The sequence below is a fragment of the Desulfovibrio aminophilus DSM 12254 genome (assembly GCF_000422565.1).
GTDB lineage: Bacteria > Desulfobacterota > Desulfovibrionia > Desulfovibrionales > Desulfovibrionaceae > Aminidesulfovibrio > Aminidesulfovibrio aminophilus.
On sequence record NZ_AUMA01000009.1, the window covers coordinates 146,090 to 169,822 of the forward strand.

Here is a 23,733-nt window from a genome sequence, read left to right on the forward strand (position 1 = left end):
CCCGCCCGCCTCTGCTACTGCCCTTTCATGTCCGCCCCATCCCCCTCCGCCCTGCACGTCTACTGGGACGAGTCCCACATCTGGGGTCTGCTGGTGGTCCGCGCCCTGCGCGCCTGGGGCCTGCCCCATCGACTGGTGAGCGGCGCGGAGATCGCCCGGGGCGTCCTGGCCGAGGACCGGCCTGCGGCCCTGCTCGTGCCCGGCGGCCGGGCCAGGGGCAAGGCCGAGGCCCTGGGGTCCGTCGGGGTGACCGCCGTGCGCGGATACGTGAACGACGGCGGAACCTACATCGGTTTCTGCGGCGGCGCGGGGCTGGGCCTCTCCGGCCGTGACGGCCTGGACATCTGCCCCTGGGAACGCGGCGGCTTCTCCGACCGCTTCCAGCATTTCCTGAGCGGGCATGTGCATGTGGAGCTGGCCCGGGACCATCCCCTGGTGCCCGAGGGATTGGGCCCGTCCATCCTGGCCCCGGTCTGGTGGCCCGCGCGGTTCGCGCCCCAGGGCGACGAGGCCGAGACCCTGGCCCGCTACCGGGAACCGGGCCCGGACTTCTGGGTCGCGGATCTGAGCCTTTCCGCCCTGCCGCCCCAGATCCTGGAGGACTGGGAAAACCTCCACGGCATCCGCCTCCGACCCGAGAACCTCATCGGCCGCCCCGCCGTTGTTTCCGGCAGGCTGGGCCGGGGCCGCTACCTGCTCTCCTACCCCCACCTGGAAACCCCGGCCTCGCGGCAGGCCAACGCCTGGTTCTCGCACATCCTGAACGCGGTCCTCGGGGACTCCACCGCGCGGCCGCCCCTGCCCGCCTGGGATCTCGCCTCCCTGCCCGTGACCTGGGCCGACCCGGTGCTCCTGCGCGCCCGAGACATCATGGAGGAGATCATCCGCACGGGCAGCGAACATTTCCTGCTCTTCTGGCGCAATCCCTGGCTCCTTGGCTGGCGGCGCGGCATCCCGGGCGCGGCCCTGGGCAGCCTCTACGCCCTGGTGCGCGAATGCCTGGCCCGCCCGGAGACCGAGGCCGCCCGTGACTACTGGCGGGAAAAGGCCGCGGAATTCGGCCGGCTGGCCGAGCTGTTCCACCAGGGCGTCACCGGCTACCTGCTCTCCGAGCGGCTGGCCATGACCGTGCTGCACTCCGCGCCCGAGGCCCTCTATCCGCGCGGGCTCCGGGGCCAGCGCGAAGCCCTGTTCGGGCCGCCGCCCTCCTCCGGCGGCCTCTACGCCGACCTCTCGCGCATCCTCGAGGAGCTGTGCCGTCGCCAGGATTGATCGAATACATGATATTGTTTGTCAGGTTATAATTCGATTTGTTGATTGCCGCCTCCGCTTCACGTATGCCCGTAAACAAGGGGAGCGCCCGGGTCCGCAGCCCACCCGGGCCGGAGAAGCATGGCAAGCGAGGATTCGCGGGACAAGCCCCAGACCTGCGCCGACATTCCCGACGGCGGCGGATCACCCGGCGGCGCGGACGCCCGGGTGCGCTTCTGTCTCTCCGAGGACGGGCTCAAACTCGGCATCAGCCGCTACACCCCGCCCGGCCCCGGCGGCGCGCCCCTGACCAGGGCGCGCATCCGCGAATCCCTGGCCCGGGCCGGAATCTCCCAGCCGCCCAGCGAGGCGGCCCTGGACAAGATCCTGCGCAACATCGCCGAAGACAAGCCGGTCACGGGCATCACCCTCGTGCGCGGCAAACCCGCCGTGGAATCCCGGGACGCCTTCCTGGAGCCCATGGGCGACCACGGCCGCCCCGTGTTCCACGGCGACATCGTGGCCCTCAAGCACGCCCCGGAAAAACCCGAGGACGGCCTGACCCTCGACGGCCGCGTTCTCACCCCGGCCAACCGGGCCCCGGCCAAGGATCTGGAGGTGCCCCGCGCGGACAACGTGGCCCTGAATCCGGCCGACGACACCGTGCGGGCACAGGTCTACGGCCTGGCCGAAGTCACCCCCCAGCGGGCCGTGGTGCGCCCGCTCATCACCCTGAACGAGAACAAGACCGAGGCCAGGGCCGTGATCATGGCCACGGACTCCCTGGACAGGCCCGTGACCGCCGAGCGGCTGGCCCGGGCCCTCAAGGTTCTGCGCATCTCGCGGCCGCTCCTGCGGGAAAATGCGGAACAGGCCCTGGCCCTGGCCCGGGAGACCGGCCAGCCCCAACAGGACGTGGTCCTGGCCCTGGGCGCGCCCCCCAAGCCCGGCAAGGACGGCTGGCTGGAGCTCCTGATCCGCAGCCGCGACCTGGTGGGCACCGAGGCCCAAGGCGGCCGCCTGGACTATCGCGAACGCGGCAGCCATCCCTCGGTGGAAAAGGGCCGCCAGTTCGCCCGCCTGCATCCCCCGGCTTCGGGGGAGGAGGGTCTGGACCTGTTCGACCAACCCATCGCCGCGTCCTCGGGGCAATCTCTGGAGATCACCGCGGGCGAGGGGGTCACGGCCTTGGAGGGCGGCGCGTTGTTCCAGGCCGAGGTGGACGGCATGGTGGTCGTCCAGGGGCAGGTGCTGTCCATCACCGACAGCGTGGTGGTCCCGGGCGACGTGAGTCTGTCCTCGGGAAACATCCGCGTGGACAAGGGCTCGGTGGAGGTCCAGGGCAGCGTGCGCGACGGCTTCGAGGTCCACTCGGCCGGGCACGTGGTGGTGCGCGAGGTGGTTGAAAGCGCCCGCGTCGAGGCCCAGGGCAACGTGGAGGTGGGCGGCGGCATCCTCATGTCCAAAGGCGGCCTGATCCGGGCCGGGGGCCACGTCACGGCCCAGTTCGCCACCAACGCGCGCATTCAGGCCGAGGGCGACGTGGTCATCGGCAACGAGATCACCCACTGCGCCATCCGCACCCAGGGGCAAATCCTGGCGGTGAAGGGCAAAGGCATCGTCCAGGGTGGAACCCTGGTCTGCGGCAAGGGCCTGGAGTGCAACGAGCTGGGTTCGCCCCTGGGAGTGGCCACGGTGGTGGGCGTGAGCATCCAGGCTGATGGAGACCAGGCCGTGCTGGAGGAACGGGGAGCCATCAAGAAGGAACTGGAGCGCATCGACGCGAGCCTGGGCTGCGCCGATCCCCGCGTGATCCTGGAGCGCACCCCGCCGGAGAAGCGAGAGGCCGTGCTCCGGCTTCTGCGCTACCGCATGAAGCGCTGGGAGCGCTTCCGGGAGATCACCCAGATTCTGGCCGAGGCCCTGCGCAAGCGGCGGCAGGAATTCGCCCTGGCGAAAATCCGGGTCCGGCGGGTGGCCCATCCGGGCGTGAGCATCAAAATCGCGGGCCGCACCCTGACGCTCACCGCGCCCGTGGAGCGCAGCAGTTTCCACTACGACGACCAGACCCGCGAGATCGTAGTCGGCAACCTCTAGTCCGCCGCGCCGTCCTGTCCCATGAGCCCGGCCGCCAGTTCGGCCAGCAGGCCTTCCAGGTCGCCGGGCAGGCTTCCATCCGCGCCCAGGGCGGCCAGCACGGCCTCGGGGTCCAGGCCCCGCTCCAGGGCCAAGCGCCGCAGCACTTCGCGTTCCGTATCGTCCATGCCCCTCCCTGCCCGAAAAAGGGCCGGGCGGCAACGGGTTCCCCCGCCGCCGCCCAGCAAGCAAACGGACGTATCGGCTTAGAAGCCGTAGCCGAAGGAGTCCACGGCCATCTTGGTCCGGGCGCGCATGGAGGCCATGCGGGCTTCCAGGGCCGCCGGATAGGAAGCCAAGTCCAGGGGCTGGGTCGCCACGCCGGAGTCCATGGCCGCCTTGGCCACGGCCGGAGCCACCCAGGTGAGCACGCGCGGGTCCAGCGGCTTGGGGATGACGTAGTCCATGCCGAACTTCAATTCCTTGACCCCGAACAGGGCGCAGACCTCGGCCGGGACCGGCTCCTTGGCCAGGTCGGCCAGGGCCCGGGCGGCGGCCAGCTTCATCTCCTCGTTGATGATCCGGGCCCGCACGTCGAGCGCGCCCCGGAAGATGTAGGGGAAGCCGAGCACGTTGTTGATCTGGTTCGGGAAGTCCGATCTGCCGGTGGCCATGATCAGGTCCGCGCGAGCCTCCTTGGCCACGGCGTAGGGGATCTCCGGGTCCGGGTTGGCGCAGGCGAAGATCACCGGGTGCTCGGCCATGCTCCTGACCATGTCGGCGTTCAGGATGTCCTTGGTGGACAGGCCCAGGAACAAGTCCGCGCCGTTCATGGCCTCGGCCAGGGTGCAGGCCTTGGACTGGGCGAACTCCCGCTTCTCCTTGTTCAGGCCCTCGCGGCCGGTGTGGATCAGACCCTTGGAGTCGAACATGAAGATCTGTTCGCGGGACAGGCCCATGCTGATGTAGAAACGGCAGGTGGAGACGGCCGCGGCGCCCGCGCCGGAGACCACGACCTTGATGTCGCCGATCTTCTTGCCGCTGATCTCCAGGGCGTTGAGCAGGCCCGCGCCGGAGATGATGGCCGTGCCGTGCTGGTCGTCGTGGAAGACCGGAATGCCCATCTCCTTGATGAGCGTCTGCTCGATCTGGAAGCACTCCGGGGACTTGATGTCCTCGAGGTTGATGCCGCCGAAGGTGGGTTCGAGCATCTTGCAGAACTCGATGACCTTGAGCGGGTCCAGCTGGCGGATGTTCAGGTCGTAGACGTCGATGTCCGCGAAGATCTTGAAGAGCACGCCCTTGCCTTCCATGACCGGCTTGCCCGCCTCGGGCCCGATGTTGCCCAGGCCGAGCACGGCCGTGCCGTTGGAGACCACGGCCACGAGGTTGCCCTTGTTGGTGTACTCGTAGACCTTCTCGGTGTCGGCGTGGATGGCGCGGCAGGCCTCGGCCACGCCCGGGCTGTAGGCCATGGTCAGATGTTTCTGGGTCGCGCAGGGCTTGATGGAGAAGACTTCCAGCTTGCCCCGGCGCTTGTCGGAATGGTACGCGAGCGCCTCTTCCTTGGTGTACAGTGCCATGGGTCCGCCTCCAGAAAAAATAGATGAAATTACCGGGTTTGATTATTGAATCAACCGGGCCGGGTCAAGGAGAAAAGCGGCCGTTCCCGGCCGTCCGGCGCGGCAGCACGAGCCGCACCAGGCAGCCGCCACGGGGCCCGGGGCCCAGGCTGATTCCCCCGCCGTGCTCGTGGGCGATGCGCTGGGCCGCGGTCAGGCCCATGCCCACGGACAGGGGCCGGGTGCTGTAGAAGGGATCGAAGACATAGGGCAGATGCTCCTCGGCCACGCCCGGGCCGTCGTCCAGCAGCGACAACTCCCAGAGATCCTCGAACGGCTCCAGGGACAGGCGCAGCCTGCACGGGCCGTCGGCGGCCTCCAGGCTGTTGCGCAGGAGCGCCGCCAGGGCCCGGCGCAGCAGGTCCGCGTCGGCGGCCACGGTTCCGCCGTCCCCGGCGATGTCCAGGGAATGCCCGTCCGCGCGGACCAACCCGGCCAAGGCCAGGTCCAGGGCCTCGCGGGCCAGCGGGGCCAGGGCGCAGGGCGCGACCTCGCCCAGACGGATGGCCGCGAAGGAGGACACGGCCTCGACCACGGCCTCCAGCCGCCGGGCGCTGTCCAGGATGGGCCGCACCAGCTCGGTCTCGGGCGCGGCCTCGGGCAGGCGGCGCAGGAGCAGGTCGCTGAAGCCGCCCACGGTCATGAGCGGGTTGCGGATCTGGTGGGCCACGGCCATGGAGAGCTTCTGCAGGCCTTGGGCGCGGTGACGCTGGAGCAGACGGTTCTCCTCCAGCATGGCCTTCTCGCGCTCGTGCAGGGCGATGATGTCGCTCATGTCCGCGATCTGCACGGTGATGCCGAAGAGCTTGCCGAAGTCCACCAGAAGCGAACGTGAAAGCGAGAGACGCAAAGTCCCGCCGTCGGGGTGGAGATAGTCGAAGTCCGTGGGCGGCAGTTCCCGGGGCCGGTTCAGGGGACCGGCGGCCTCCAGGTATTCCCCGAGATCCTCGTTGAGCCCGAGCCTCAGGAAGAAGGCGTCCCAGGTGGTCCGGGCCAGATCCGCATGGGACAAACCCAGGAGCCGGGGCAGGGCCGCGTTCACGGCATAAGCCCGGCCCGCGTCGTTGAAGAGGATGACGCCGGTCTGGAAGCTGTCCAGCAGCCCCTGGAAATAGGACGAACGGATGAAGGCCAGCATGAAGCCCCCCCGGAAGCGGACGGGTTCTCCCTGCATCAGGCGTAGCCGGAGCCGGGGTCCGCGTCAAGGCGCGGCCGGCGTCCCGGGGACGCGGGCTTTCCGGCCTCGCGCCCGTCAGCCCTTGCGCACGCGCACGTTGATCCCGTAGGTTTCCTTCATCTCCTGGCGCATGGCCTCGTAGTCGCCCTCGCCGCGCGTGCGGAGGACCACGTAGCGCTGGCCCGGCCCGGCCTTCTCGTTCGTGGACATGATGCTCTGGAGCCGATAGCCGTGCTTGCGCAGCACGTCGGCGGCCTCCTTGATGGAGCCGGGCCTGTCGTCCAGGGCCAAGCTCACCCGCGAACCGCCCCGCCGCGCGCCGGTGATCTCCACCAGGACGCGGTACATGTCGCGGTCGGAGATGATGCCCACCAGCTTGCCGCCGTCCACCACGGGCAGGCAGCCGATGCGCTGGTCGAAGAGCATCATGGCCGCCTCCTCCACGGGCACGTCCGGGCCGATGGTCACGGCCGGACGGCGCATGACCTGGCGCACCGCGGTCTTGGCCAGGAGATAGTTCAGCTCGTAGATATCCAGGGAGGTGCCCTTGGAGGGGGCGTATTCCTTGATGTCGCGGTCGGAGAGCACGCCCACGACCAAGCCGTTCTCGACCACGGGCAGGTGGCGGATGTTCTTCTCCTTGAGCAGCAGCACGGCGTCGTTGATGGGGTCGTCCGGCCCGACGGTGTGCACGTAGGTCGTCATCCAGTCCTTGACCAGCATGAATCTTCCTCCTGCTTTATCAGACGCCGAGATAGGCGGCCTTGACGTGGGGGTCGTTGAGCATGACCCGGCCCTCGCCCTCCATGACCAGCTTGCCGGTCTCCAGGACGTAGGCGCGGTCGGCGATGGCCAGGGTCTGGCGCACGTTCTGCTCCACGATGAGCACGGTGCGGCCCTCGGCGCGGATCTTGCCGATGATCTCGAAGATGTCGCGCACGAGGATCGGGGCCAGGCCCAGCGAGGGCTCGTCGAACATGACGAGTTTCGGGTGGGACATGAGCGCCCGGCCGATGGCCAGCATCTGCTGCTCCCCGCCGGAGAGCGTGCCGGACTGCTGGTGGCGGCGTTCCTTGAGCCGGGGGAACAGGCCGTAGACCATCTCCTTGGTGGCGGCGCGGTTCTTCTTGGCCTCCCCGCGCAAAGCTCCCATGTCCAGGTTCTCCTCCACGCTCATCTCCACGAACAGGCGGCGGGCCTCCGGGCAGTGCGCCAGCCCCAGGTCGATGAGCCGGTAGGGTTCCATGGTGTGGATGGGCGCCGTATCGAAGAGGATCTCGCCCGAGGCCGGGCGCAGAAGCCCGGAGATGGTTCGCAGGATCGTGGACTTACCCGCGCCGTTGGCCCCGATGAGGGCCACGATCTCGCCCTCGCAGATATTGAAGGAGACGTCCCAGATGACCTGGACGTCGCCGTAGAAGACGTTGATGTTCCTGATATCAAGCACCTTCAGCCTCCCCGAGGTAAGCCTCGACCACGAGAGGGTTGGCGCTGATCTCGGCCGGGGTCCCCTCGGCGATCTTCTGGCCGTAGTTGAGCACGACGATGCGGTCGGAGATGGACATGATCACCTTCATGTGGTGCTCGATGATCATGATGGTGACGCCCTTCTTCTTGATGCCCTTGATGATCTCGATGGAGACGTCCAACTCGGCCGGGTTCAGGCCCGCGAAGGATTCGTCCAGGAGAATGAACTCCGGCTCCGTGGCCAGGGCGCGGGCGATCTCCAGGCGCTTGCGCTTGCCCAGAGGCAGGCCCTTGGAGATCACGTCCCGGTCCTCCATGAGCCCGGTGAACTCAAGGACCTCCAGCGCCCGCCGCTCGGCCCCGGCCTTGGTCCTGGAGCGCAGGAAGGCCGAGGCGATGACGTTGTCCAGCACGCTCATGCGCTGGAGCGGCTTGACCACCTGAAAGGTGCGCGCCACGCCGAGGCGGCAGATCTGGTGCGGTTTGAGCCCGGAGACCGTGCGGTCCTTGAAGCGGACCTCGCCCCGTGAGGGTTTGTAGAAGCCGTTGACCACGTTGAAGAGCGTGGTCTTGCCCGCGCCGTTCGGTCCGATGAGCGCCAGTATCTCGCCCCGCTCCACGGAAAAGGAGATGTTGGAGAGGGCGGCCAGGCCGCCGAAGAACATCGAGACCTTGTCCACCGTGAGGAGTGCCATCAGACCGCCGCTCCTTTCTTCTTGAAGAGTCGGGCGAGCGTCTGACGGTCGCCCACCAGGCCGTTGGGCAGGTAGATGATGATGACGATGAGCAGCACGCCGAAGAGGGTCTGGTAGGCCGTGCCCACGTAGGGCAGGGAACGGATGACCTCGGCCAGCAGGACCATGATCACCGCGCCCACCACCGGGCCCCAGTAGGTGGCCACGCCGCCGACCATGACCACCATGATGGTCAGGATCGAGATGTCCCCCAGCGAGAAGACCACCTGTGGGTCGATGTAGCCCATGTAGTTCATGTAGAACGCGCCGGAGAAGCCGGTGATGACCGCGCTCACGGTGAGCGCGATGGTCTTGTACAGGGTGGCGTTGATGCCCAGGCTCTCGGCCGCGTCCTGGTCCTCGCGGATGGCCACGAAGTAGTAGCCCCATCGGCTCTCGGCCAGGAGCTTGACCACCCAAAAGGTCAGCGCGGCCACGGCCAGAATCACGTAGTAGTAGCCGGTCTTCTCCACCCAGGTGCGCTGGATCATGATCCCCAGGTTGCCCTGGGTCAGATCGGTGAGGTTCTCGGCCGTGATGCGCATGATCTCGCCCAGGGCCAGGGTGGCCAAGACGAAGTAGGGTCCGCGCAGCCGGAGCACGATCAGGCCCATGACCAGGGCGGTCGCGGCCACGAACGGGATGGATAGCGGGAAGCCGTACCAGGCCGAGATGTTCAAGTGAAAGCTGGCCAGGCCCGCGCAGTACGCGCCCAGGCCGAAGAAGGCCGCGTGGCCGAAGGAGACCTGGCCGGTGTAGCCGCCGAGCAGGTTCCAGGCCATGCCCGAGACGGACCACATGATGACCAGGATGAGCAGATGCATGACGTAGCTGGACAGGCCCAGGAGGGGCAGAACGGCCATGGCCGCGAGCACGATGAGGGGGGCGAAACGTTTCATTTCGTCACCGCCTTGCGCTTGAGCAGCGAGGCCACGCCTCCGGGCAGGAAGACCAGGGCGGCCACGAAGATGGCGAAGCGGCCCACCGGGGCCCAGCCCATGCCCACGTAGGTGGCGGTCATGGACTCGAAGATCCCCAGGATGAGCCCTCCCAGGATCGCGCCCATGGTCGACCCCAGGCCGCCCAGAATGGTGATGACGAAGGCGATGAGCGTGAACTGCGACCCCAGCGACGGGAAGAGGTAGTAGATCGGGATGAACAGGCAGCCCGCCGCTCCCACCAGGGCCGAGCCCAGGCCGAAGGTGATGACCCGCATGAGGCCCACGTTCACGCCCATGAGCGCGGCGGCGTCGCGGTCCTGGGCCGTGGCCCGGATGGACTTGCCCGTGTCGGTCTTGGCCAGGAAGAACCAGAGCGCCGTGGTGATGCCCACGGCCAGGAGGAAGGACACGGTCCAGGGATAGGAGAGCGAGAGCTCGAAGGGCGCGTCCTTCCAGTAGTCGGACAGGTACCAGGCGTCGGTGGCGTAATCCACCGGCGTGGACTTGTAGTCCGAGGTGAAGAAGATGGTCGCCAGGTTCTGGAGAACCATGCCGATGCCCACGGTCAGGATGACCTGGTTGTGGGGCAGGATGGACTCCACCCGCAGCACGGGATTGATGAGCGTCTTCTGCAGGAACATGCCCAGCAGGAACAGCAGCGGCGGGGCGATGAGCAGGGAGACGTACGGGTCGATGTGGAACAGCGTGAACAGCCAGTAGGCCACGTACATGGCCACCATCATGAGCTGGCCGTGCGTCAGGTTGATGATCTTCATGACGCCGAGGATGAGCGTCATGCCCAAGCCGATAAGCGCATAGAGTCCTCCCAGCAGCACGCCCGATATGAGCGTCTGCAGGAAGACCTCAAGCTGTACCCACATCGACCCGTCTCCCTTTTGTGCTGTCGGTTCCCGGAGCTGTTACTTGCGGTCGCGCCATTTCGGAATGGGGAACACGTACTTGGCTCCGGCATACTTCTCGGGCCAGATGGTCTGGTGCTTGCCGTCGATGACCTGGAGCACCAGGGTCTCCATGAAGTTCTGGTTCTGATAGCCGTCCTTGTCCTGGAACTTGGCCGGACCGAAGGCGGTCATCATGTCCGTGGCCTTGAGGGCGTCACGGATGTCGTCCTGCTTCATGGACTTGGACCGGGAGAGGGCGTCGGCGACGACGTACAGGGAAGAGTACGCCAGGGCCCCGTGATAGGAAGGCTCGGCGCCGTACTTGGACTTGTATTTCTCGAAGTATTCCTTGGCCCCGGGGAAGGGCACCTGGGGCGACCAGAGGGTGGCCGTGACCACGTACTCGGCGGCGTCCTTGGCGTTGCCCACGAACTCGGGGATGGCGAAACCCGCCGCGCCGCCCGCGAAGAGTCCGGCGTCGATGCGCAGTTCCTTGATCTGGCGCATGAGCAAGGCTGCGTCCATGACGTAGGAGACCATGTAGATCACGTCCGGCCGGGCGGCCTTGACCTTGGACAGGATGGGCTTGAAGTCCACCGCGCCCTTCTCGTACTTCTCCTTGAGCAGCACCTTCATGCCCGCCTTCTCGGCGCTCTTGGCCATCTCCTCGGCGCCGGAGGTGCCGAAGTCGGAGCTTTCATAGAGGATGGCGATGCTCTTGGGCTTGACCACGTCGGCCATGAAGCTCAGCAGGCCCGAGGCGTAGTAGGCGTTGCTCGGGTTGAGGCGGAAGACGTACTTGTAGTTCTGCTGGGTGATCTCGTCGGCGGCGCTGGCGACGACCAGATAGGGAGTCTTGCGCTCCTCGGCCACGGCGGCCACGGCCTTGGCGCAGGCCGAGGTGTACTCCGCGAAGACCACGGGCTGCTTGTCCACGTCGATGAGCTTCTCGACGATGGAGCGGGAGATCTCGGGTTTGCCCTGGGAGTCCTCGAAATTGAGCACCAGCTTGTCGCCCTTGACGCCGCCCTTGGCGTTGATCTCCTCCTGGGCGATTTCATAGGACTTCTTGATGATCTCCCCGAACTTCGCCTGGGCTCCGGTGAGCGGCAGGGGCACGCCGAGGACGATGTCCTTGGCCTGGACCTGTCCGGCCCACGCGAGCGTCAGGAGAAGGGCCAAGAAAAGCGCGACAGTCCTCCTCATGTGCAAACCTCGCAATGGTAAAAAGGTGTTAGGAAAAAGCGGAATGAGTGGATATCGGCATATCTCAATCCGGCATCTTCAGTAAAGGGGGTCCGGCCGTTTTTTTGATTTCTCGATCACCTTGCAGCACGCGCCGCCTTGCGATACCCCTTGCCCATGCTCGACGGATTGCGCCTCGTCCTGGTCCACACCCGCTTCCCCGAAAACATCGGCTCCGCGGCACGGGCCTGCCTGAACATGGGCTGCCGGGATCTGGTCCTGGTGGCTCCCGAGCGCCTGGACCTGGAGCGGGCCCTGCCCCTGGCCACGGTCCACGCCAAGGACATTCTCACCTCGGCCCGCGTGGTCGACGACCTGCCCGAGGCCCTGGCCGACTGCGCCGCGGCCTACGGCACCACGGCCCGCCTCGGCGGCTGGCGACAGGCCGTGTCCACGCCCCGGACCCTGGCGGCCCAGCTGGCTCCCCGCCTGGAGAGCGGCGAACGCCTGGCCCTGGTCTTCGGGCCGGAGGACCAAGGTCTGACCAACGAGGAGACCATGATCCTCGACGGGCTCTGCTCCATTCCCACTGCCGTCGAGGGCACGTCCCTGAATCTGGCCCAGGCGGTCATGGTCCTGCTCTACGAGTGCTTCGAGGCCCGCAGGCGGGCCTCCCAGCCCGCATCCCCGGCCCACTCGCGCCACGGCCTGGACCACCAGGAGCGCGAAGCCCTGGCCGCCGCCCTGCGCGAGGCCCTGCTGGCCATCGGCTACCTCAAGGAGCAGAACACGGACTACTGGCTCCTGCCCGTGCGTCGCACCCTCTCGCGCCTGGATCCCACTCGGGCCGAATTCAACATGCTCATGGGCGTCTGCCGACAGATCCTCTGGCTCGCGGGGAAAACCGGCAAGCCGATACGGGACACGCGGGAGACGTTATAATCGTCCCGCCTTTTCGATATTCCGGCCCGGGAGAACCTTGATTTCCGCTCGTTAAATTGGCAGAAACGGCCCAGACTCCGGCGAAAAGGGTTTTCCCGGAGACGCCAAGGGAGGGGAGCCATGCTTCAAGGGAAGAGCCGCCCGGCGACGGTCCTCCGTCCGATCCTGGCCGCGGCCGTCCTTGCGGCGTGTCTCCTCGCGCTCCTCGCCCCCGCCTCGGCCGCCCAGCCGGAATCCGCCCCCCCGCTGGTGTTCGGCATGTCGGCTCCCTTCCGGGGCTCCAATCGGGGCCTGGGAATCGAATTCTACCGCGGGGCCACGGCCTACCTCTCGCACATCAACGCCCAGGGCGGCGTGAACGGCCGGCGCATCGAGATCCTCCCCCTGGACGACGGCTACGACCCGGAACGGGCCGTACGCAACACCATCACCCTGGTGCGCGAGCATCAGGTCTTCGCCCTCTTCTCATACGTGGGCACGCCCACGGCCACCCGCGTCCTGCCCCTGCTCAAGCGCTTCGAGGCCGATGACGTCCTCCTGCTCTTCCCTCTCACCGGAGCCCACAACCTCCGCGAACCTCCCTATGGCCGCTTCGTCTACAACCTGCGCGAATCTTACAGGACCGAGGCCCAGGGGCTGGTTGACCACCTCGTGGCCGTGGGCCGCACCCGGGTGGCCGTGTTCTATCAGGAGGACGCCTACGGCCGCAGCGGCTGGGACGGCGTGCGCCGGGCCCTCAAGGGCTATGGCCTGAGCATGGCGGGCGAGGCCTCCTACCGGCGCGGGGCCGAAGATCAGGGAGAGTTCGAGGGGCAGGTCCGGCTCATCCTCCAGGCCCGGCCCCAGGCGGTGATCACCGTGGGCACCTACGGGGCCTGCGCGGCCTTCATCCGCCAAGCCCGCGACGCGGGCCTGGACGCGCCCATCGCCGGGGTCTCCTTCGCCGACGCCGACAACATGCTGAAGATCCTTCAGGACGATTCGGCGCGCGCGGGCCGCGACTACACCCGCGATCTCATCTTCGCCCAGGTGGTGCCGAGCTACGAGGATCTGACGCTGCCCGCCGTGGGCCTCTACCGCAGGCTCATGGACAGCCGGGCCCAGATGCCGCCCGACGGGCTGGCCGAGGCATACACTCCCAACCGTTTCAGCTTCGTGAGCTTCGAGGGCTTCCTGAACGCCATGCTCCTGGCGGAGGCCGTGCGCCGCATGCCGCCCGAACCCAGGCGCTCGGACCTGGCCTCCGCGCTGGAAAGCATCTGGGACTTCGACCTGGGCATCGGTGAGCCGGTGAGCTTCGGCCGGAACCGCCGACAGGGGCTCTCCAGGGTCTACTTCGTCACCGTCCGCGACGGGCTCCTGGTGCCCATCCGGGACTGGAACGCGTGGTGGCTGCGATGAAGCGCTCCCGGCTCTTCCGCAAGACCCTGCTGTTCATGATCCTGGGCTTCGCGGGCATCGCCGCGGTCATGTCCCTGGTCTTCGCCCACCTCGTGAACCGCAACCTCACGGCCGAGTATACGGACAAAGCCAAAGCCCTGGCCCGCACCGTGGCCGAGTCCGACCTCTCGCTCATCCTGGAGCGCGACGCCGCGGGCGTGCAGTCGCGCATCGACCAGTACCTGCACATCAAGGGCGTGGCCTACGTGGTGGTGGCCGACGAGCAGGGCGAAATCCTGGCCCACACCTTCGTGCCCGCCGTGCCGCCGGAGGTTCTGGCCCGGGTGCGGGCCTCCGCCGGGCTCCGCAGCCCGGAGCGGACATCGCTCGCCGAGGTGCGCACCGGCGAAGGCCACGACTATCTGCACATCGCCACTCCCATGCTCGAAGGTTTGGCCGGGAGCATCCACATCGGCATGGACCGGGGGGAAATCCGGGGCTACATCCGCCGGGCTCTCGTCCAGCAACTCTCCATCACCCTGCTGCTCTTCGCCGTCTGCACCATCGCGGCGGCCCTGTTCATCCGCAACATCTCTCAGCCCCTGGTCCAGCTCACGGAATACGCGGGCAAGGTGGCGGCCCACGACTTCAGCGCCGACGTGAGCATCTCCTCCAAGGACGAGGTGGGCGATCTGGCCCGGAGCATGCGCTCCATGGCCCGCGACGTCTCCGGCATGGTCACCGGCCTGGAGGCCGCCGTGGTCAACGCCACCGCCGATCTCAAGGAGGCCCTCTCCTCGCTCTCGGCCGTGCTCAACAACATGGCCGAAGGGCTCCTGGTCATCGACTCCGAGGGCCGCGTGGTGCGCCACAACCCGGCCCTGGCCCGTCTCTTCCGCCTGGAGGGCGCGACCATCAACGGCCGGCTGGTGAGCGATCTACTGGGCCCCGAGACGGCGAATCTGGTCTGCCCCCGGACCATGGACGCCCCGGCCCCGGACCGCGTGTTGGAAACCCTGGCCCAGCGGGCCGACGGCAGCTTTTTCCCGGTGGAGGTTTCCTCCGCGCCGGTGGCCCTCAAGGACCAGACCGGCACGGTGAGCATCCTGCGCGACGTGACCGAGCGCAAACGCCACGAGGAGGCCCTGCGCCAGGCCCACGACGACCTGGAGCAGAAGGTCGAGGAGCGGACCCGCGAATTGTCGCGGGCCAACATCCAGCTCAAGATCGAGGTGGCCGAGCGCAAGGTGGTGGCCGAGGCCTTGCGCAAGGCCGAAAGCAAGTACCGCTCCATCTTCGAGAACGCCGTGGAGGGCATCTACCAGGTCTCGGCGGACGGGCACTACATCAGCGCCAATCCTGCCCTGGCCCGCATCCTGGGCTACGCCGACGTGGACTCCCTGCTGACCGAGCTGCGGGACGGCGCGGGCACCCGCTATGTGGACCCGGGCAAATGGAGGGAGCTGCTGGCCCTGATCCTGGACAAAGGCGAGGTCAAGGGCTTCGAGGCCCAGCTCCGCCGCCGCTCGGGCCGCGTCATCTGGATCTCCGAGAACGCCCGGCTGGTCCGCGACTCCCGGGGCAATCCCCTGCACGTCGAGGGCTCGGTGGAGGACATCACCCTGCGCAAGGAGTATGAGGCCCAGCTCCTGCACCAGGCCTTCCACGATCCGCTCACGCTTCTGCCCAACCGGGCCCTCTTCCTGGACCACCTGAAGATGGCCATGGAGCGCCGCAAGCGCCAGGACCGCTTCCGCTTCGCGGTGCTCTACCTGGACCTGGACCGCTTCAAGGTCATCAACGACTCCCTGGGGCACGCGGCGGGCGACGATCTGCTCCGCTCGGTGGCCCAGACCCTGACCCGTTGCGCCCGGAGCATGGACACCGTGGCCCGCTTCGGCGGCGACGAGTTCGCCGTCCTCCTGGAGGACATCACCGCGCCCCGCGACGCCATCCGCATCGCCCGACGCATCCTGGAGGACATGGGGCGGCCCTTCGACCTGCGCGGGCACGAGGTCTTCACCTCGGCCAGCATCGGCATCGTCCTGCACACCGAGTCCTACGAACAGCCGGACGCCCTGCTGCGCGACGCCGACACGGCCATGTATCGGGCCAAGGAGCAGGGCAAGTCGCGCTTCAAGGTCTTCAACCACCGCATGCACGTGGCCGCCCTGCGGCTCATGGAACTGGAGACCGACCTGCGCCACGCCGTGGACGCCCGCGACCTGCGGCTCGTCTACCAGCCCATCGTGCGCCTGCGCGACCGGCGGGTGGTGGGCTTCGAGGCCCTGCTGCGCTGGACCCACCCGACCCACGGGCCGGTGAACCCCACGGAGTTCATCACCCTGGCGGAGGACGCCGGACTCATCTACCCCATCGACTACGGCGTGCTGCATCAGGTCTGCCGCGATCTCAGCTCCTGGATGAACGGGCGGGGCCCCGGGGCTTCGGCCCGCTCCCTGAACGTGCATGTGAACGTCTCGGGCAAGCACTTCCGCAACCCCTTCCTCGTGGGCGAGGTGGAGGCCGCGCTCCTGGACTCCGGCCTGCCCCCGGCCTGCCTGACCCTGGAGATCACCGAGAGCGCCTTCGTGGACAACCTGTCCACCGCCGCCGACGTGCTCGGCAAGCTCAAGAACCTGGGCGTCAGGCTGTGCATCGACGACTTCGGCACGGGATACTCCTCCCTGGGCTACCTCCAGCGCTACCCCATCGACGTGATCAAGGTGGACAAGAGCTTCGTGGCCGCGGTGAACAGCGACGGCGACACCCGGGCCATCGCCACGAGCATCATCTCCCTGGGCAACTCCCTGGGGCTCTCGGTGGTGGCCGAGGGAGTGGAGACGCCGGAGCAGCTCGAATTCCTGCGCCGGACCGGCTGCGGTCTGGCCCAGGGCTTCCTCTTCCATCGGCCCGTGGCCGAGGAGGAAGCCCTGGCCCTGCTCCACGCCCAGGCCGCCCGCGCGCAAGGCTGAGGGCTCCCGCCCGCTTCCCCGCAGGCATCTTTCCGTGTATGTTGAACCCGCGCCTGAAACCAAGCGGCGCGGAGCGCGACATGAGCGAGGGCACGGCCCCCAAGGAACACTTCGCGGGCGTCTTCTCCCTGCAGAAGACCATCAAGATCGGAGCGGGCGCCACCAGCCGCAGGGTGGCCCAGAGTTCCTTCTTCTTCGTCTCGGAGAACGAGGAGGGACAGCTCATCATGCAGGCCCTGGGGCCGCTCGGCCTGCCCGTGGGAACCAAGACGCCCATCACCCGCGAGGATCTGCTCAAGTCCTACCTGCCCGAGCCCGGCATGTACCAGCAAACCGTACTGCCCAAGATGCGCGAGGTGCAGGTCTCGGTGGCCCGGGGCGAGAAGTTCCGCAAGCGCGGCGAGACCTTCACCGCCGAGTTCGAGTTCAACAAGGCCCTGGCCCTGGACGAGGAGAACGTTCGCGCCAACTTCGGCATCGGCCTGTGCTACCTCTCCCGGGGCGAAAAACAGAAGGCCGACGAGGTGTTCCGCCGCGTGGTCTCCATCGAGGCCGCCTACGAGCCCGAGCACAAGCACCTGTTCAATGAGTTCGGCATCAACCTGCGCAAGTCCGGCATGCATGAGCAGGCCCTGGAGTACTATCAGAAGGGCCTGAACATCTCCCCGAACGACGAGCATCTGCGCTACAACGCGGCCCGGGCCGCCTTCGAGAAGGGCGACCACGAAACCGCCGCCGCGCACCTGGGCAAGGCCCTGGAGATCAATCCCGGCTTCGACGAGGCCCGGACCTTCCTGGAGCATCTCAAGAAAAAGGGTCTAGCCTGACCCGCGCCGCCATGCCCGCGCCCAAAGCCTGCGTCATCGCCGGAACCCACAGCGGCTGCGGCAAGACCTCCGTGACCCTGGGGCTCATGACCGCCTTCGCCCGGCGCGGACTGCGCGTGGCGCCGTTCAAGGCCGGGCCGGACTTCATCGACCCCGGCCTGCACGCCCGGGCCGCCGGGCGCCACTCGCACAACCTGGATTCCTGGATGCTGCCCCCGAAGGCCGTGCGCGACCTCTTCGCCCGCCATGCCGGGGAGGCGGACCTGGCCCTGGTCGAAGGGGTCATGGGCCTCTTCGACGGCCTCTCGCCCACGGAGAACACCGGCTCCACCGCCGAACTGGCCGCGCTCCTGGACCTGCCCGTGATCCTGGTGGCCGACGCCCGCTCCCTGGCCCGCTCCGCGGCCGCCCTGGTGCAGGGCTACGTTCGTTTCGACCCCGCGCTGCGCTTCGCCGGGGTGATCCTCGACCGGGTGGGTTCGACCTCCCACGCCGACACCCTGCGCAAGGCCCTGGAGGCCCACCTGCCGGGGCCGCCCCTGCTGGGTTGCCTGCCGCGCGACGACTCCCTGGCCCTGCCCGCGCGGCATCTGGGCCTGGTCACGGCCGAGGACGCCGCCGGTCTCGACGAACTGCTCGGCCGTCTGGCCGACGCCTGCGAACGGCACCTGGACCTGGACGCCCTGCTGGCCGCCCTGCCCGCCGTCGCACCCGCGGCCCCGGACGATCCGCCCCCGCCCGGAACGCGCGCGCGCATCGGGCTGGCCCGGGACCGGGCCTTCTGTTTCGTCTACGAGGAGAACCTCCGCCTGCTGCGCGACGCCGGGGCCGAGATCGCGCCCTTCTCGCCGCTGGCGGACAAGCATCTGCCCCCGGACCTGGACGGGCTCTACCTGCCCGGCGGCTACCCCGAGCTGGCGGCCTTCGACCTGGCCCAGAACGCCTCCCTGCGCAAGGAGATCCTGGCCTTCTCCCGCTCCGGGCGGCCGGTCTACGCCGAATGCGGCGGGCTGCTCTACCTCCTGGACCGGATCAGCGTGGAGGGCCGGACCTTCCCCATGTGCGGCGCCTTCCCCTTCCGGGCCGAATTGAAGCCCCGGCTCGCCGCCCTGGGCTACCGCCAGGTGACCACCACCCGGCCCACCCTCCTGGGCCCGGCGGGGACGACCCTGCGCGGCCACGAATTCCACTACACCGCCCTGGAGCCCGCGCCCGGAACCCCGGACACGGCCTACGCGGTGAGCGGCCGCGACGGCCCGCGTCCGGCCGAGGGCTTCTGCCACGAAAACACCCTGGCCTCCTATATCCATCTGCATTTCGGCTCTTGCCCCGAAGCCGCGCGGGCCTTCGTGGAGGCCTGCGCCGCGCGGCGCTGAAATCCCCCGGCGGAGCTTGCGGCCCGGCCCGCATCCGGCTAGGCTCGACGCGCCGGACGGCCGCGCGCCGGACGGCCGCGCGCCGGGCGGCAAGGAGCGGAACGCATGGACTTCAAGCTGTTGGCCGACATCGCGGAGAACGCCCTGCCCTTCCACAAGATGCTCGGCATCCAGGTGGTGGAGCTGAGCGAGGGCCTGGCCCGGCTGCGCATCCCCTTCCGGCCCGAACTCGTGGGCGATCCCCGGCGGCCGGCCCTGCACGGCGGGGTCATCTCCACCCTGGTGGACGTCTGCGGCGGTTTCGCGGTCTGGACCCGCTGCCGCCCGGAGGACCGCATCGCCACCATCGACATCGGTGTGGACTACCTCCGTCCGGCCCCCGCGGCGGACCTCCTGGCCGAGGGCCGGGTCCGGCTGCTGGGCAACCGGGTGGGCAACGCCGAGGTGGTGGTCTGGTCCGAGGGCAACCCGGACGAACACCTGGCCGCGGGACGGGCCGTCTACAACATCCGGCGCGGATAGGGCGTTTCCGGCTGTTGCGGGCCGCGCGGGTTCGGGCTAGGGTTGATGCGCCGAACAACCCGGCGAGGTCCGCATGGAGATCACCTCCCCTCATCTGCTCGCGACGGCGAAACTGCTGCTGGCGGCGCTGCTGGGCGGGCTCATCGGTTTTGAACGCGAGACCCACGGCCAGTCCGCCGGATTCCGCACCATGCTTCTGGTGGGCCTGGGGGCCTGCCTGATGATGATGCTCTCGGTGCACCTCCAGGACATGTTCGCCCACCTCTCCTCCGACTCCTCGGTGCGCCTGGACCCGGGACGCATCGCCTCCTACGCCATCGCCAGCATGGGCTTTCTCGGCGGCGGCGCGATCCTCAAAGGCAAGGGCTCGGTGCGCGGCCTGACCACGGCCGCCGGGCTCTGGCTCGTCACGGGCATCGGGCTCTGCGTGGGCGCGGGGCTCTACCTGCCGGCCGTGATCACGACCGCCATCAGCCTGGTGGTGCTCTACAACTTCCGGCACGTCAAACATCTCGTGCCTCGCCACGAATTCACTCTGCTCACCGTGACCTGCTGCTGCGACAACAAACCGCTCAAGCAGATCAAGGACATCCTGGCCGAGCACGAACACGTGCAGATCCTGTTCACCAACTTCCACCAGAACATGGTCTCGCGCCAGACGACCTACTCCCTGCGCCTGAGCACGCGCCACAACACGCCCTGGGGCAAGATCGTCTCCCGGCTCCAGGAACTGTCGGGAGTGGAAGAGGTGGCCTGGACCGAGGCCGAAGTGCCCTGAGACCGCCCCGGGCGGGAGCGGACATGCAGACCTGGATCATGCACATCGACATGGACGCCTTCTTCGCGTCCGTGGAAATCCTGGACAACCCCGAACTGGCCGGGCTGCCCGTGGCCGTGGGCGGCCAGAGCGACCGGGGCGTGGTTTCGGCCGCCTCCTATGAAATCCGCAAGTACGGCGTGCGCTCGGCCATGTCCGTGGTCAAGGCCCGCAAGCTCTGCCCCCAGGCCGTGTTCGTGCGGCCGCGCTTCCGCCGCTACTCCGAAATCTCCCGCATGGTCATGAACATACTCGGCCGCTTCTCGCCCCTGGTGGAGCAGGCCTCCATCGACGAGGCCTACCTCGACGCCACGGGTCTGGAGCACCTCTTCGGCCCGGCCCCGGGCATGGCCCGGAGCATCAAGGAGGCCGTGCGCGCGGAGACCGGCCTGACCTGCTCCGTGGGCTTGGCCCCGGTGCGCTTCCTGGCCAAGATCGCCTCGGACCTGGACAAGCCCGACGGGCTCTCGGTCATCGAGCCGGAGCGCGTGCGCGAGTTCCTGCGCACCCTGCCGGTGGGCAAGATCCCCGGCGTGGGCGGCCGGACCCTGGATATGCTGCGCGGCCTGGGCGTGCGCGAGGCCGGGGACATGCTGCGCTTCGGCCCGGAGTTCTGGGAGGCCCGGCTGGGCAAGTGGGGGCCGATCCTCTGGGAGCGGGCCCAGGGCATCGACCCGCGCGGGGTGGAGCCCGGCGGGGAGGCCAAGTCCAGCGGCGCGGAGAACACCTTCGAGGAGGACACCCTGGACCGCGACGTGCTCCGGCGCTGGCTCCTGATCCAGAGCGAACGCGTGGGCGCGGACCTGCGGCGCATGGGGGTCAGGGCCCGCACCGTGACCGTGAAGATCAAGTACGCCGACTTCCGCCAAATCACCCGTTCGCGCACCCTGCCTTCTTCCACGGACCAGACCCTGGCCATCTACCGCGCGGCCCGCGACATCCTGGCCGGGGTGGACCTGCCCATGCGGGTGCGGCTCATCGGGGTCACGGCCTCGCACTTCGGCGACGGCCCGACCCAGCTTTCGCTCCTGGAGCCCGCGCCCCCGCGCCGGCAGAGCGCCCTGGACCGGGCCGTGGACCAGGTGCGCGAGAAGTTCGGCAGGGACGCCGTGCGGCGCGGCGACGTGCTGGAGATGGAGAAATGAAAAGGCCGGGACGCCCGCGGGCGTCCCGGCCTTCCTCTTTCCCGACCTCGGCGGGTCAGAACGTCCACTCCCCGGTGAGGCCCAGAATGTGGATGTGGTTCGTGTCGTAGCGGCCCGCCAGGGCCCCGGTGAGCGCGCTCGACTTGCTGATCGACGCGCCGCCCAGGTCCGCATACTCGTAGTTGAGCCCCACGGAGAAGTCGTCCCAGGCGTAGGCCAGCCCCCCGGCGTAACGGAACACCCGGTCGGCGGGCAGGTCCGGGGTGCGCACGTCCGTGTCGGCCATGGAGGAATCGTAGGAGAAGCCGCAGGAGACCTTCCAGCGCTCGTCCACGGCGTAGCGCAGGCCGATGCCCGCGTGCCAGGTGTCGTCGTAGTCCCGGCCCTCGGTCACGTCCTGGGTCAGAACGCGCACACGGATCATGCTCTTGGCGAATTCCGAATACTGCTCCCAGCCCAGGTTGGCCAGGACGTCCAACTGGTCGGTGAGGCCGTAGACCACCGAGGCCATGACCTGTTGGGGCAGGACGAGCTTGGTGTGCACCGAGTTCTGCAACGAGTCCACCACGACCTGACCGATGAGGGTCGGGTCGATGCCCGAAGTGTGCGCGTGATTCTTGAAGTCCAGCTCGATGGGCGTGCGGTAGGTCAGCCCCAGGCGCAGATCCTCGCGCGGCTCCAGGAGAACGCCGATGGTGCCGCCCAGGCCCGCGGTGTCGGCGTCGTACTTGATGCCGCCGTCCGGCCCGGCGCCGCCCGCGGCCACGTTGTCGAAGGCCAGCTTCATGCTCTGCTGGGCCACCACCACGTGCAGGCCGACGCCCACGGAGAACCAGTCGTTCACGCGATACGCCGCCGACGGGTTGAAGTTGTAGGTGTAGAGGCTGGACTCCTGGGAGAAGTAGCGGCCGGACCAGTCGTCGTCGTAGTCCAGCCCCAGACCCGCGAAGGAGTTCACCGTCATGCCCAGGCGCACGTCGTCGTTGAGATGGTGCACGTAGTAGAGGCCCCCGGCGGGCATGAGCCCACCCGCGTCGCCTCCGCCCCCGCCGCTGGTGGTGGTTCCGGAGGAGGTGGAGAACTTGCTCTGGATGAGCATGGGCTGAGCCCCGAAGATGACCTGGCTGCCGGACAAGCGGGTCATGCCGGCGGGATTGGTGAAGGCAGTGGCGGCATCCTCGGCGCGGGCCGCCGCTCCGGCATAGGCCGTGCCGAGATCGGCGGTGCCGATCTCGTAGAGGGTGATGCCGCCGGCGGCCGCCGACGTGGTCCAGCAACACAGGAGGGCCAGGAGGGCGAAAAGATGCCGTTTCATGCCGACCGCCTTTTCCAGGGGGTTGGGAGTGTTCGTTCCGGTCCGCCTCAGCGCGGGGTCACGTCCTCGTAGTCTTGGGCCTTGACCTTATCCAGGGGATAGTGGCGCACTCCGCCGGAGGTCAGATCCACGGCCTTGATGTCGAACAGGCGCACCCGGCGGTTGTGCTGGGTGTGGTAGTAGAGCTTCAGGTTCGCCAAGTCCCAGGCCGCGGTCCAGATGGTGGAGCTGCGCATGAGCCCGGCCGGAGCCTGGGCCCCGGCGTGCCCCTCGGCCGCGCCCGGCCCCAGGGGAAGGTTGAAGTCGTCCATGATCCGAAAGACCTCGTAGACGGCCTCCCCGGCCGTGGCGGTCTTGCGCGCGGTCTGGGTCCAGGCCACGGCGCGGATGAACCGCGAGGGAGGAGTGTTGTCCCCGGGCAGGCCGATCATGCCGCTGCCCGCGCCCAGGGGCGTGAAGTCCAATTCCCCGATCTTCTTGCCCGGCAGCGCGAACGGCGACAGGTTCACGTAATTGCGCAGGTTGGTCATGTGCCAGTCGTAGTTGGGGGCGTTGGTGATCACGCCCAGGGGCGCATCGTGAACCTTCACCTCGCCGCCCGTGCACTCCACCACGATGGACCGGCCGGAGCGGTCCGTGACCATCCAGTGGCCGGGCACTCCCGCGCCGATGGTCGGCTCCAGCACGTCCACCACGCGCACCCGGGACAGGCCCGCCCGCGCCTCCTCCACATCCGCGAAATTGGTCAGGATATAGCCCGCCACATCCAGCGGCGAGAGCGTCCGGGAACGTTCGGAGCCTTTGAAGGCCGCGTAGTCGGCGAAGCCGGGATGGTAGAACATGCCTACGGCCAGACCCTTCTCGTTCAGGCCGTCGGCCAAGGTCGGCTTGCCGCACATGTCCAGGCCCACCACGCCGTACCGGGTCTTCCAGGTCTTGCCCCCCTTGCCGTCCGGGGTCAGGGCCGTGAAGGCCGATCCGCGAGGAATCACGGTGATCCGGGTGTTCAGGTCGAAGGTGCCCCACTCCATGGTGCGGCCATAGAGGACCGCGCCGTCCCCGCTCGTGAGCCGGAGCCG

Annotated in this window: 21 protein-coding genes; 10 read left to right on the forward strand and 11 right to left on the reverse strand. The window is 68.3% G+C overall.

Going from position 1 to position 23,733, the window contains the following annotated elements; translation table 11 throughout:
• The first annotated feature begins 27 nt into the window (after positions 1–27).
• Together H587_RS0107265 and H587_RS0107270 are read left to right on the forward strand one after the other, a co-directional pair.
• Positions 28–1,272: a BPL-N domain-containing protein gene (locus H587_RS0107265; RefSeq protein ID WP_027175707.1), complete on the forward strand. Its 1,245-nt coding sequence runs from the start codon at positions 28–30 to the stop codon at positions 1,270–1,272.
• A gap of 120 nt (positions 1,273–1,392) precedes the next feature.
• Positions 1,393–3,348, forward strand: a complete 1,956-nt coding sequence (locus H587_RS0107270; protein WP_051202518.1) for a FapA family protein — start codon at positions 1,393–1,395, stop codon at positions 3,346–3,348.
• Here the strand turns inward: H587_RS0107270 and H587_RS20550 are convergent.
• The 9 genes from H587_RS20550 to H587_RS0107315 form a co-directional block, all read right to left on the reverse strand.
• On the reverse strand, positions 3,345–3,515 hold the full coding sequence (locus H587_RS20550; RefSeq protein ID WP_156904477.1) for an alpha-crystallin domain-containing protein: 171 nt from the start codon (positions 3,513–3,515) through the stop codon (positions 3,345–3,347). The two genes, H587_RS0107270 and H587_RS20550, sit on opposite strands and share 4 nt — an antisense overlap.
• A gap of 78 nt (positions 3,516–3,593) precedes the next feature.
• Positions 3,594–4,910, reverse strand: coding sequence for a malic enzyme-like NAD(P)-binding protein (locus H587_RS0107280; RefSeq protein WP_027175709.1), 1,317 nt, complete (start codon positions 4,908–4,910; stop codon positions 3,594–3,596).
• A 64-nt stretch (positions 4,911–4,974) separates the two neighbouring features.
• On the reverse strand, positions 4,975–6,087 hold the full coding sequence (locus H587_RS0107285) for an ATP-binding protein (protein ID WP_027175710.1): 1,113 nt from the start codon (positions 6,085–6,087) through the stop codon (positions 4,975–4,977).
• 114 nt (positions 6,088–6,201) lie between these two features.
• Positions 6,202–6,849 (reverse strand): CBS and ACT domain-containing protein, encoded by a 648-nt coding sequence (locus tag H587_RS0107290; RefSeq protein ID WP_027175711.1) that lies wholly within the window; start codon positions 6,847–6,849, stop codon positions 6,202–6,204.
• A gap of 19 nt (positions 6,850–6,868) precedes the next feature.
• A complete protein-coding gene (locus H587_RS0107295; protein WP_027175712.1) occupies positions 6,869–7,573 on the reverse strand; it encodes an ABC transporter ATP-binding protein in 705 nt (234 codons plus the stop codon).
• Complete coding sequence (locus H587_RS0107300) at positions 7,566–8,288, reverse strand: ABC transporter ATP-binding protein (RefSeq protein ID WP_027175713.1); 723 nt, start codon at positions 8,286–8,288, stop codon at positions 7,566–7,568. Before H587_RS0107300 ends, H587_RS0107295 begins: the two co-directional genes overlap by 8 nt.
• Positions 8,288–9,226, reverse strand: coding sequence for a branched-chain amino acid ABC transporter permease (locus tag H587_RS0107305; protein WP_027175714.1), 939 nt, complete (start codon positions 9,224–9,226; stop codon positions 8,288–8,290). Before H587_RS0107305 ends, H587_RS0107300 begins: the two co-directional genes overlap by 1 nt.
• A complete protein-coding gene (locus H587_RS0107310; protein WP_027175715.1) occupies positions 9,223–10,149 on the reverse strand; it encodes a branched-chain amino acid ABC transporter permease in 927 nt (308 codons plus the stop codon). The genes H587_RS0107305 and H587_RS0107310 overlap by 4 nt, the downstream gene beginning before the upstream one ends.
• Positions 10,150–10,188: 39 nt before the next feature.
• Positions 10,189–11,376: an ABC transporter substrate-binding protein gene (locus tag H587_RS0107315; protein WP_027175716.1), complete on the reverse strand. Its 1,188-nt coding sequence runs from the start codon at positions 11,374–11,376 to the stop codon at positions 10,189–10,191.
• A 156-nt stretch (positions 11,377–11,532) separates the two neighbouring features.
• Here H587_RS0107315 and H587_RS0107320 point away from each other — a divergent pair, with 156 nt between their 5' ends.
• The 8 genes from H587_RS0107320 (at position 11,533) to dinB (ending at position 21,339) form a co-directional block, all read left to right on the forward strand.
• On the forward strand, positions 11,533–12,297 hold the full coding sequence (locus tag H587_RS0107320; RefSeq protein WP_027175717.1) for an RNA methyltransferase: 765 nt from the start codon (positions 11,533–11,535) through the stop codon (positions 12,295–12,297).
• 120 nt (positions 12,298–12,417) lie between these two features.
• Positions 12,418–13,698: an ABC transporter substrate-binding protein gene (locus H587_RS0107325; RefSeq protein ID WP_027175718.1), complete on the forward strand. Its 1,281-nt coding sequence runs from the start codon at positions 12,418–12,420 to the stop codon at positions 13,696–13,698.
• Positions 13,695–16,652 (forward strand): EAL domain-containing protein, encoded by a 2,958-nt coding sequence (locus H587_RS0107330; protein WP_027175719.1) that lies wholly within the window; start codon positions 13,695–13,697, stop codon positions 16,650–16,652. Before H587_RS0107325 ends, H587_RS0107330 begins: the two co-directional genes overlap by 4 nt.
• Positions 16,653–16,732: 80 nt before the next feature.
• Positions 16,733–17,479, forward strand: a complete 747-nt coding sequence (locus H587_RS0107335; RefSeq protein WP_027175720.1) for a tetratricopeptide repeat protein — start codon at positions 16,733–16,735, stop codon at positions 17,477–17,479.
• An 11-nt stretch (positions 17,480–17,490) separates the two neighbouring features.
• The gene (locus H587_RS0107340; protein ID WP_027175721.1) at positions 17,491–18,855 is read left to right on the forward strand and encodes a cobyrinic acid a,c-diamide synthase CobB; all 1,365 of its coding nucleotides are present in this window, start codon (positions 17,491–17,493) and stop codon (positions 18,853–18,855) included.
• 105 nt (positions 18,856–18,960) lie between these two features.
• Positions 18,961–19,377 carry a PaaI family thioesterase gene (locus H587_RS0107345; protein WP_027175722.1) on the forward strand — a complete coding sequence of 139 codons (417 nt, stop codon included), beginning with the start codon at positions 18,961–18,963 and terminating at the stop codon, positions 19,375–19,377.
• A 73-nt stretch (positions 19,378–19,450) separates the two neighbouring features.
• A complete protein-coding gene (locus tag H587_RS0107350) occupies positions 19,451–20,155 on the forward strand; it encodes an MgtC/SapB family protein (RefSeq protein WP_027175723.1) in 705 nt (234 codons plus the stop codon).
• A gap of 23 nt (positions 20,156–20,178) precedes the next feature.
• The gene (dinB, locus tag H587_RS0107355) at positions 20,179–21,339 is read left to right on the forward strand and encodes a DNA polymerase IV (protein ID WP_245560837.1); all 1,161 of its coding nucleotides are present in this window, start codon (positions 20,179–20,181) and stop codon (positions 21,337–21,339) included.
• 55 nt (positions 21,340–21,394) lie between these two features.
• On the opposite strand, the gene H587_RS0107360 is transcribed toward dinB, so the two are convergent.
• Both H587_RS0107360 and H587_RS17670 read right to left on the reverse strand, forming a co-directional pair.
• Positions 21,395–22,654: an OmpP1/FadL family transporter gene (locus H587_RS0107360; protein ID WP_027175725.1), complete on the reverse strand. Its 1,260-nt coding sequence runs from the start codon at positions 22,652–22,654 to the stop codon at positions 21,395–21,397.
• Positions 22,655–22,701: 47 nt separating this feature from the next.
• Positions 22,702–23,685 (reverse strand): linear amide C-N hydrolase, encoded by a 984-nt coding sequence (locus H587_RS17670; protein ID WP_051202520.1) that lies wholly within the window; start codon positions 23,683–23,685, stop codon positions 22,702–22,704.
• Positions 23,686–23,733 lie beyond the last annotated feature (48 nt).